This window comes from Streptococcus sp. HMSC066F01 (genome assembly GCF_001837335.1).
GTDB classification, from domain to species: domain Bacteria; phylum Bacillota; class Bacilli; order Lactobacillales; family Streptococcaceae; genus Streptococcus; species Streptococcus oralis_S.
This window is the reverse complement of sequence record NZ_KV832099.1, coordinates 1-263: the sequence shown is the minus strand read 5'-3', so window position 1 is coordinate 263 and position 263 is coordinate 1. Positions and strand designations below refer to the sequence as shown.

The 263-nt window shown below is 41.4% G+C and carries 1 protein-coding gene; it reads left to right on the top strand.

Annotation, left to right across the window (positions count from 1 at the left end):
• A partial coding sequence (locus HMPREF2655_RS03030; protein WP_218970016.1) for a hypothetical protein occupies positions 1-263 on the top strand: 263 nt, incomplete at both ends.

Below are 263 nucleotides of genomic sequence, written 5' to 3'. Positions count from 1 at the left end.
CGTGATGCAAATGGAGCTCTTGAAACAAGTGTTGAAGGAAACACTGTCACTGTAAAAGTGAAAGATTTCGCTCGACTAAAAGGCTTCAAAGAGATTCAATTGTACATCCCAGCTAAACTCAAAGCGAATAGCGATTTGACTCCTTATAAGGATCAATTGGTACCAAACAAAGCAAGTGTTAACTTCAAGGATGCCAATGGTCAATCTGGTAGCAAGGAATCAAAACCGGTAACGGTGAAACCGCGTGACCCAGAAAAACCAAC